Raw genomic sequence first — 9,637 nt, forward strand, 5'->3', positions numbered from 1 at the left:
TGGCGGATCTGCATCAGGTCGCCGTGCTCCACATCCGCCACGTCGTGGCGCATCAGCAGCAGGTCGCAATGGCCGTTGATCGCGGTCAGCAGGTTGTTGAAGTCATGCGCCACGCCTCCCGCGAGCTGGCCCACCGCCTGCATCTTCTGGGACTGGGCGAACTGTACCTCCAGGTTTTTCTGCTCTGTCACGTCGATGAAATGAAGGATCAGGCCCCTGGCGTTTTCCATCCGGCGGACATAGAGATGGACAACGATCTCGCGGGTCCCCTGCAAGCGGACTTCCAGGGGCGACGCCACACCGCCGTCAGCCAGTATTTTTTTCAGATAATTGTCCCCTGCCCTGCGGTCTTCCGGGCGCATCAGGTCCGTGACCGGCCGTCCGGACAGGTTGCCCTGGTCCAGCCCCAGCATGGCCACAAACGCCTTGTTGCAGTCCGTGATCCCGGCCTGCCCGTCCACCAGCGCGATGGCCACCGGCGCATCCTCGAAAAAACGCTGGAATCGCTGCTCTGAAAGGCGCAGGGCTTCCTGCTCCTGCCGCACTTCCTCGCGCGCCTCGTAATGCTCCGTAACGTCCTCGACCCGCCAGCTGACATAGCCGGGCCGGTTCGGGATGGGTCTGGCCTGGACATCATGCCATTCCTGGCGGCTGCCGGCGCTCCGGACAGGGAAAACGGCCCCCATGGGTTTTCCTGCATGGGCGGCCTGGCGCATGGCCTCCACACGCTGCCTTGTCTGGGGATCGGTGCCATAGCGGGCCAGGACCGCCGCCTCAACCCCCTGTTCGTCCGGGGTCACCAGTGTCCAGAAGCTGTTGCCGACAAAGACCGTGTGGCCGCCCGCATCGGTAATGGCGCGGCCAGAATTGGCCGTCTCAAAGGCCTCGATGATCAGGTTACGCTCGGCCTTGACATCCAGAAGGGCCCGGTAGATCGCTGACAGCAGAAAAACAGACAGGATGACCGTCAGACCCAGGATGGCCCAGGGAAGCCAGAACAGGCCCGGAACCCAGGACGCGAACAGGATGGCCAGCAGGGCCAGGACCGTGATACCGGCCGTTCCCGCCGCCATCATGCCCCAGACGCGCCTGACAAAGGGGTTCCGGAAACTCTTCCTGATATCCCGGCCTGTCATGACCTGCCTCCGCCTCCGATCCCATGAGGCTTAGGGTCCAAACCCCGTCAGGTCAAGGGCCTTGAGCACGCACGATGTTATGAATAACGATCGCCGCTGTGGCTGATACGTTCAGGGACTGGATCTGACCGCTGCCCCTGATAGTGACCAGGCTTTCACAGGCTTCCAGCGTGGCGGCAGGCAGTCCGGATTCCTCATTGCCCAGAACAATGGCCAGCGGGCGGTTATCCATCTTCACGTCGGACAGGTTTTTCGCATCGGGAGCCAGCGCCGTGCCGATGACATGATAGAACGGCCTCATGCGTTTCAGCAGGCCCGCAAAGCGCACGGCGCGGGACAGGGTCACGTACTCCAGCCCCCCTTCGGCCACGCGCCACGCAGCCTCTGACGGGCCGGCCTGTTCCGGGTGGTCGGACAGCACCAGGGTCTCGATCCCGAAAAAGGCACAGGTCCGCGCAATAGCGCCCAGATTGTGGGGATTACCCACGCCATCCAGCATCAGGATGGGCTTGCGGCCGGGCGCCAGACGGCGGGCGGATTCCAGGTCAAAGGCCTCCACAGTCTTCGGCCGGGTCAGGGCCAGGATGCCGCCGTGCAGCACGCTGCCGTTGATGCGCTCCATCTCCGCCGCGTCCGACAGGCGATAGGGTTTGCGCTCCGCCGCCATAACCCTGCAGAACTCACCGGCCCCGGTCTTCACGCGATCTTCATAGTACAGGCGCTCCACACGCCCGGGATCGCGGGAAAACAGGGCCCGGACAGCCGGAAGGCCGGCCACACGGAACAGCTTGCCCAGCTCCGGCGGCGGCGTTGAGGGAGCCGCAGAGGTCATGACCCGCATGCGATGGCCGGACGGTCTGGAGCCAGGGGGCCGGTGGCCTCCCGGACGGGAGCGATCGGGACGATTCATGGCTGGTATCCACCTCGTCTCAAAAAGGAAAAGCCGCGCCAGTCAGCGCGGCTGCCCATTCATGCTGACAGAAATGTAAGGGGTTAACCTTGCCGTGCCTTGTAGCGCGGATTCTGCTTGTTGATAATGTACACGCGGCCCTTGCGGCGCACGATACGGCACGCCTTGTGGCGCAGCTTCAGGCTTTTCAGGGAATTGGCGACCTTCATGACACAACCCGTCCGGACAGATGTAAAACCGGGCGGAAGATAACGGCGCCGCCACCGCATTGTCAATCCTGATTTCCCCGGCCGTGGATTCGCCCCAGATCCTGCCTGTCTTTTTTCCGATTACTTTCATCCGGATGGTATAGGCTTCTGTGGATATACGGACAGGCGGAACGGCAAGACAGGATCAGACGATGACAGGAACAGGGCACGACACACAGACAGGACCCCGGCAGGCAGCAATGTGGACGCCGCGAGAGTTATCCTCCACCATTGCCATGCGTCTGCTGGAAAAAACAGATAATCCCTTGGCCGAGGCTGAAATCCGGCAGTATTCCCGTGCGCTTCTGGGTGCATACCTTCTGGACGTCGTGCATAAAAATCCGGGCTCTACCCTTACATTTACAGAAGATCACGCTGTCAGCACCCTTGCAGAACTGGGTGAAGCAGCCCTCCGCTACCGCGATGCACTTCACGACAGCCGCCGCCCCAAAGCTGACGGGGCTGAAAAAAAAGCCGCAGAAAAAAACGCGGACAAGACCTATGCCGTCCTCGAGACATGGGTTTCCAGACACTGGAGTGACAGTGTTACGGAGAATACCCTGGCAAGGCCAGATCTTGTTGATGAGATGGTTTTTTCCCTTTTCAGAAAAATCCGGTCTGAAAAAATCCGCACCAATAAAAAGGGCGAAATTGTCATCAATGCCCTGGCCCAGCATATCGGGGAGGCCGATGTGCGGATGCTTGAGGACGAGTATACTCCACCGTCAGCGCCAGACGAAAATGAAGACAGGCCCGGACTTTTCTCACGTTTTTTTTCCGGTCTGAAAAAATTTTTCGGGCAACAGCCTGCCCCGCCTGCCAATCCCGCTGTGAACCAGAGAGCTGAAAAACAGTACTGGCACGACCTCAGGACCCGGGCCTGGCGCATCAGACTGTCCCTGGAAAAACTGGTCTGGGCAGAACCAGACGCAAAAGAACAGCATCTGAAAGCCCTGGGGCGTGAGGCTGCCGCTGTCCTCGAGCCACATCCCCTGGATGTCGAGTTTATCTCCCGCGAAGACGGATCCTGGTCTGTGGAAACCCGCAGGACCCGATGGGAACAGCTGAAAACCCTGGGGCCTGAAAGGGGCCTCCATCCCTGGATGGTGGAGACTTTTGACAATATCCTGCTCAGAAGCGCGGACCTGAAACAGGCGGCCTGGACTGCCCGTCGTCTGGGAATGTCCTATGGCCATGCTCCTTCCAGACTGAAGGTGAAACATGCCAGGTCCGCTTCTGAAATCGCCGCCAGGGATCTGGCTGCCAGCCTGAACCAGACCTGGAACAGGTCCCGGAACAGAGAACAGTACAACAGGGACCAGCTGGCCCTGGAAATACAGTCCGCTCTTGGTGAATTCTATAACCGGACACCTCTGGTCCGGCCGGATACTGCAGCCTTTGCCAGACTGCGCCTGATGGCCGGCCAGAGCAAGGTCAATGCCACAGCGGTCTCGATGCTGGAAGACATCCGGCGCGGGATGGAGCAGCATATCGGGGACATCTGCAGATCCTTTTTCGGACCATATCATGACAGGCCGGTGCACGCCCGGGATGTAAAGGCTGTTGCACTGCCGGATGCGAAAATCCTGGCTGAAACCCTTTTCACGCTCTGGCCGGACGAAAACCTGCGCCAGGAGGTCATGACCGAAATCCGCACGCGCCACGGACAGCTTTTCAATGCTTTTCTGTCTGCCATGCCAAAAACCCGCGGCCAGCGGAAAAATAACGGGACAATCGGGATCCATCCCGATGACGAAGCTCGCGTCACCGGGATTCTGCGGACCCCCGTCCTGAAACTTATGGATCAGGCCACAGAAGTCTTCAGGGCCATTGGCCAGGAATCCAGCGCCGTTTCCGCTGCACTGATCACGTCCTGGAAAAACCCGTACCTGAGGCAGGCTCACGACATGGTGGCGCTGCGCAAGGCCATCCGGGTGACAGCAGTGTTCCCGGAACACAGACAGGATGCCCTGCTGGCAGGAATCGGCCAGGAACTCGTCATGAACAATGTTCCCGCAGAGGCCCTGGACCCACTGCGCGCGCAGGTGACCAGACTGCGCCCTGTTCTGGGCCTGCTTCAGACCCCCGGCCAGGAACAGGCTGTGGCTGCCCGCCTTTTCATGCACACACAGGACAGGCAGGTTTATGCCACAGTGAACGGCGTTCTGTCGGACCTGGCCCGCAAAGGACATATTCCGCAGGATACTCCCCTGGTCATTGCCCGCACCCTGGAGAAACTGGAACAGGCCTCGGCCAGACTGGGCGAGGTTCTGGACAGCAGCACGCCGGACAGAAGACTGTCCGTCTCGTTGCGGTTTTATTATCCCGACAGGACGTTCCGGGAAGCCGTTCTCCACCTTCTGTCCACAGAAGGAAAAGACAGCTGGTCCCTGCAGCGACTGGAAAAAGACTGGAACAGGATCGACAGCCTGCCCGGCGCACTGGACGGTCCTGGCGCCCAAGCCACTGTCAATGAGCTTTACGCATCCTGGCCGCTGTCGGGTGACAGAATCGCCGCCATGCTGGACCGGCAGTATCCTGCAAAAGCGGACAGTTTCCGTCGCCACTGGCAGGTTTCAGTGGTTTCAGACCACAGCAGGACCACCCTCAATGCCCTGAAAGAAGTCCGCTCTGCAGGCCACAAGGCCCTGCCTCTCTCCTCCGCCCTGGATCTGTACATCCATGATGATACCCTGCGCAATGCGGTTCATCTGGATATTGCCGCAAATGACCAGACAGGTTTTGCCGGTACCCTTGTGCATCACCACACCCTGCTGCGCCAGCTCGCCGGGCGTGTCAGCGCCTCTGACGGACAGGACCTGCGTATCCTGAAGGATTTCTGGTCCTCATGGCCCAGGGAAGCAGATCAGGCCGCTGTCCTGCGCACCCTGGACAGACTGGCTGCCGAGGGTCATATCCCGGTCCGGAACATGGCACAGTTCCACAAGGTTCTGGAACGTGAAACCGCAACAGCCCGGATCTTTGCAAAACGCATCATCGGGTCACAGAATGCCTTTCTGGAAACGGTGGCCCATCACTATGAAAAAGATCCAGTGCGCTGGGACACCCTGTCACAGGGGGTCCGCAATCACCTGATGCAGTTCATGTCCCGGCCCCAGGCGGACAGCGTGATACAGAAACTGGATTACGACCGGACTGAAATCGGAAACCTGATGAAAAAAATCGCGGCTGGGCCGGGTGATGCCTTCCAGGCCGCCATGGAACTGTATGGCCGAATTTCTGACAGCAGTGTCCGGGAAAGAATTGTTCAGTGCCTGGAGCAGACAGAAAGCCTGCAAAAGGCCCGGATCCAGCCTTTCCGGGATGCCCTCGATCTGGCCCCCGTTCTTGGACAGGCCGCTGAAAAACTCTCCCGTCCCGGCGCTTTCCTGTCTGATATTCTGGCAGTGAAAGATATTGGCCCCGTTCATACCCGGCATCTGGCAGAAAAAGAAATTTCACGAAAGCTTGCCCCCGAAGCCCGTGAGCGGATGTATGATGTACTGTCAAGATTCCGCAGTGCTGAAAACGCCCTTGTAAAAGAGGATGTGCAGTCTGCCCTGGGCAACCTGTTCAGGAATTTCCGCTCACCGCGAGAACAACAGACCGTACTGGAAAATCTGGAAGCAACGTTTGCTCCTGGCAAGGCCGGACATGATGTTTTTGTCCGGTTCAGGACAGCTGTTAAAACCTGCTCGGAAACTGCAAACAAAGTCACTGCCGCTGTGAACCAGGCAGGTACAGGCAAGACCACAGCCGGAATTCTTCTGGAACTCCAGGCCGCCTGGGGAAAGCTGCCGCTGCAGAATCGCAATTTCCCCGGCCTGGCTGCGGCACTGGAATCCCTGACCGGAAACGATGCATGCATGCATCAGTTCTCTGAAGCCGGATATCACATGGACAAGCTGGTTCGATCCCTGGACAATGCGAGCAAACTGCGTGACGCTGTCCGGGCAATCTGGCGCTGGACAAAAGGCGCGGCGCAGAAAACCATTATCCGGTTGCTGGAAGAACAGGGAGTGGCAGTCAGCCACATCAGCGCTTTCCGGGAGCAATGGAATTGCGTCGACAGGATTGCAAGAAGCGCAGCAATCCTGTCCGGATATGCGTCGGCACTGGTTCAGCCCCACGTCTCCCTGTACAATACAGACCCTGCTGTCAGGGAACGTCATGCCGCTGAACTTCAGCACTGGGTTGATCCTGAGACCTGCAAAACTTACAGGGAGCGTCAGGAAAGGCTTGATATTGTTGTCATAAGATGTGTCGATGCCATTATCAAAGGCCGGATACCGGATCCGGAAACGCTGAAAAGGCTTCAGCAGCTGTGCCCCAACTCCCACAGCGTTATTGCCATGGCGGGGCACGTCGAACAGCTGGCTACAAAAACACGGGCTGAAAAAAGCGCCATCATCGAGAAGAAGCTGAAAAATGCCAGAACCAGTGCGATGAATTGGGAAGAAACGCTGAAAGACATGACAGACCGGAAGGCGCCCTGCGATACCGAGGCCAGAAGACTTCTGCAGGAAAGCTGGACTATTGTGGCTGAGCTGACCGCAGAACAGGCTGAACATGCGCGGACAATCGCCGAAAGTCACGAATTCCTGAAAGCCCTGAAAACAGGACGCCTGGAACGCTTTTTTGTGTCCGCCGGCGTCATATCTTCCGCACAGCTTTCCCCGGACAGGGTCGCCCTCAGGGCACAGGCCTGATGTGACAAGTGTTGTCAGGGTGGTGTGTCCTGGGCCATAAAGGTCCCATGACACAGCCAGCCACTGCTCTTCCGAAAGCCTCTCTGGGAGAAATACACGCCCTGTTGCCCTCCATGCCCGTGCCGGAGCCGCAGGCCGGCGACAGGGTCCGGGACTCCCTGTCCGGCGCCGGCAGGCTTGCAGATCTGGCCGGCTGGCTGGTCCGGTGGAGAGGGGAGCAGATTACAGGCATCCGCCATCCCCGCATTGCTGTCTTTGCCGCAACCCACGGCCATGTACCGGATTCCCTGGCCCGCACACGATCACAGATCCAGGGTATCGTGGATGGAACAACCCTGCTGAACAGGCTGTGCGAAGGCCTGAACACAGACCTGCGCCTGTATGAAATGGACCTGGACACGCCCACCGCCGACATGACCACCGGACCGGCCATGACCGAAGAGGCCTGCGCCCGCGCCATGGCCTACGGCATGATGGCGGTGGAAGCCGGCGTGGACCTGCTGTGCCCGGGAAGCCTGGGCATCGGACAGGAGACGGCGGCACTCGCCATGATCGAGGCCCTGGGCGGCCAGGATATCCCTGACAGGACAGTGCAGAAAGCGCTGGCGGCCAATCCAGCCGCCCTTCAGGATCCGTTCGGGGCCCTGCGCTGCCTGGGCGGGTATGAAATTGCCGCCATGGCCGGCGCTATCCTGGCGGCCCGTATGGGACGCATCCCTGTCCTGCTGGACGGACTGGCTACTTTTTCCGCGGCCCTCGTCCTGGAAAAAGCCTGTGCTGGCGCCACACAGCACTGCCGCATGGCCCAGCCCATGGCCCCTTCCCTCAGCTCCCTGCTGCCCATGGACTTCGTTATGGACGCAGGACTGGCAGACGGATCCGGCGCGGTTGCCGCCATTCCCCTGGTCAGGATGGCCGCAGCGATAGTTATCAGGGCGTCCTGAAAAACCCCCTGCAAAACAATCTGCACCTTTGCTAGAGTCAGCCAGCCAGTCCTTCTGCCGGTTTCCCTCATGTTCACATCCGTCCCCAATCTGCTGACCCTTTCACGGATCGTGCTGATCCCCGTGGTTGTGGCCCTTATGTTCTTCCCGGGAAAGATTGCCGCGTGGTCGGCCTGCGCCTGCTTTACAGTCGCCGCCATCACCGACTGGTTCGACGGATATCTGGCCCGGTCCTGGAAACAGGTATCCCCGCTGGGACGCTTCATGGATCCCATCGCGGACAAGCTTCTGGTGGCCGCAGTCCTTCTGATGCTGGTGGCCGCGGACCGGCTGCAGGGGCTGGCGGTGGTCGCCGCCGTTATCATCCTGCTTCGGGAGGTTCTGGTCTCAGGCCTGCGGGAATTCCTGGCCGAGCTGGACGTGAGCGTCCCCGTCAGCCGGCTGGCCAAATGGAAAACAGCCATCCAGATGATCGCCCTGGGCTTCCTGATTGTGGGAGACTATGGCCCACCTGATATCCCCGTGCTGCACATCGGGATTGCCGGACTGTGGGTCGCCGCCGGCCTGACCCTGTTTACGGGCTGGGACTATCTGACCGCCGGGATGGCCCACATGAAAGGCCCTGACATTTCCCCTCCCCCGGACGGGCCCCCTCCCCATGCCTGACCTGTCCCGCGAGCGCCGCTTCCTGTCCGCCAGCGTTTCCCGGATCTGCGGCGTGGACGAGGCAGGACGGGGCCCGCTGGCCGGCCCTGTTGTGGCGGCGGCAGTTATCCTGCCGGATGTGAAAGCCCGCCAGGGGGGCCTGCCGCGAAAGATCGCCAGCCGGCTGGACGACAGCAAGAAAGTCATCCCCGCCCTGCGGCAGGAGCTGGCCCGGGCACTGGCGGAGCATTCCATGACCGGCGTCGGTGTCGTGTCTGTGGAAGACATCGACCGTCTCAATATCCTTCAGGCGACCCTGCTGGCCATGCAGCGGGCCGTTGCCAGCCTTCCCGGAAAGCCCTGCCTGGTTCTGGTGGACGGAAACCGGACACCCCGCCTGGAATGCCCCGCCCATGCCATTGTGGACGGCGACGCCCTGTCCCTGAGCATTGCAGCGGCCTCAATCGTGGCCAAGGTTCACCGGGACGGGATCATGGCGGACCTGGCGGCGAAATATCCGGCCTATGGCTGGGAGAGAAACCAGGGGTATGGCACCCCCGAACACCTGGAAGCCCTGCGCCGCCATGGCCCCACGCCCCATCACCGGTGCACTTTTGCCCCTGTCGCCCAGTACGCCCTGTTTGCGGAGTGAGTCTTTCCCGCAACACTTCTTCTGCGAAATATTTCCGGTCCGGAAAAAACCCTCTTGACGGAGAGCGACTCGGGATTCAGGATCGGAGTCCATGAAAAATGCCCTTGCCCTGAAAAATCCTGATTCCGGCTATCGTATCCTGGCCGGCGACTGCATTTCCCTGATGGAGAAAATGCCCGCCGGGTCTGTGGACATGATCTTCGCCGACCCGCCCTATAACCTCCAGCTGGGGGGGGAGCTGCACCGGCCCGACCACTCCCTGGTGGACGCGGTGGATGACGACTGGGACCGGTTCGGCGACTTTGCCGAATACGACCGCTTCACCCGCGACTGGCTGTCCGCAGCCCGGCACGTCCTCAAAGAAGACGGCTCCCTGTGGGTGATCGGCAGCTA

8 protein-coding genes are annotated in these 9,637 nt (G+C 60.4%); 5 read left to right on the plus strand and 3 right to left on the minus strand.

Features of this window, described 5'->3' with window-relative positions; translation table 11 throughout:
- The 3 genes from M3O22_02500 to ykgO form a co-directional block, all read right to left on the minus strand.
- The coding region (locus M3O22_02500; GenBank protein MDP9195629.1) for a PAS domain S-box protein at nt 1-1,136 on the minus strand (1,136 nt) is incomplete at its 3' end.
- 52 nt (nt 1,137-1,188) lie between these two features.
- Nucleotides 1,189-2,046, minus strand: a complete 858-nt coding sequence (locus tag M3O22_02505) for an RNA methyltransferase (GenBank protein ID MDP9195630.1) — start codon at nt 2,044-2,046, stop codon at nt 1,189-1,191.
- 83 nt (nt 2,047-2,129) lie between these two features.
- Complete coding sequence (ykgO, locus tag M3O22_02510; GenBank protein MDP9195631.1) at nt 2,130-2,255, minus strand: type B 50S ribosomal protein L36; 126 nt, start codon at nt 2,253-2,255, stop codon at nt 2,130-2,132.
- A gap of 191 nt (nt 2,256-2,446) precedes the next feature.
- Here ykgO and M3O22_02515 point away from each other — a divergent pair, with 191 nt between their 5' ends.
- The 5 genes from M3O22_02515 to M3O22_02535 all read left to right on the plus strand — a co-directional run.
- Nucleotides 2,447-7,003 carry a hypothetical protein gene (locus M3O22_02515; GenBank protein ID MDP9195632.1) on the plus strand — a complete coding sequence of 1,519 codons (4,557 nt, stop codon included), beginning with the start codon at nt 2,447-2,449 and terminating at the stop codon, nt 7,001-7,003.
- Nucleotides 7,004-7,050: 47 nt separating this feature from the next.
- The gene (locus M3O22_02520; GenBank protein ID MDP9195633.1) at nt 7,051-7,947 is read left to right on the plus strand and encodes a nicotinate-nucleotide--dimethylbenzimidazole phosphoribosyltransferase; all 897 of its coding nucleotides are present in this window, start codon (nt 7,051-7,053) and stop codon (nt 7,945-7,947) included.
- Between the two features lie 69 nt (nt 7,948-8,016).
- Entirely contained in the window at nt 8,017-8,613 is a 597-nt protein-coding gene (gene pgsA, locus M3O22_02525; GenBank protein ID MDP9195634.1) for a CDP-diacylglycerol--glycerol-3-phosphate 3-phosphatidyltransferase, read from the plus strand.
- Nucleotides 8,606-9,244, plus strand: a complete 639-nt coding sequence (locus M3O22_02530; GenBank protein ID MDP9195635.1) for a ribonuclease HII — start codon at nt 8,606-8,608, stop codon at nt 9,242-9,244. The genes pgsA and M3O22_02530 overlap by 8 nt, the downstream gene beginning before the upstream one ends.
- Before the next feature lie 109 nt (nt 9,245-9,353).
- The coding region (locus M3O22_02535) for a site-specific DNA-methyltransferase (protein MDP9195636.1) at nt 9,354-9,637 on the plus strand (284 nt) is incomplete at its 3' end.

The sequence above is a fragment of the Pseudomonadota bacterium genome (assembly GCA_030775045.1).
In the GTDB taxonomy this organism is placed as follows: Bacteria; Pseudomonadota; Alphaproteobacteria; order JALYJY01; family JALYJY01; genus JALYJY01.

Excerpts from the sequence above, each read along its gene's own strand:
- M3O22_02530 (MDP9195635.1), top strand. The coding sequence starts at position 8,606 with ATGCCTGACCTGTCCCGCGAGCGCCGCTTCCTGTCCGCCAGCGTTTCC.
- M3O22_02505 (MDP9195630.1), bottom strand. The coding sequence starts at position 2,046 with ATGAATCGTCCCGATCGCTCCCGTCCGGGAGGCCACCGGCCCCCTGGC.
- M3O22_02520 (MDP9195633.1), top strand. The coding sequence starts at position 7,051 with ATGACACAGCCAGCCACTGCTCTTCCGAAAGCCTCTCTGGGAGAAATA.
- M3O22_02515 (MDP9195632.1), top strand. The coding sequence starts at position 2,447 with ATGACAGGAACAGGGCACGACACACAGACAGGACCCCGGCAGGCAGCA.
- ykgO (MDP9195631.1), bottom strand. The coding sequence starts at position 2,255 with ATGAAGGTCGCCAATTCCCTGAAAAGCCTGAAGCTGCGCCACAAGGCG.
- pgsA (MDP9195634.1), top strand. The coding sequence starts at position 8,017 with ATGTTCACATCCGTCCCCAATCTGCTGACCCTTTCACGGATCGTGCTG.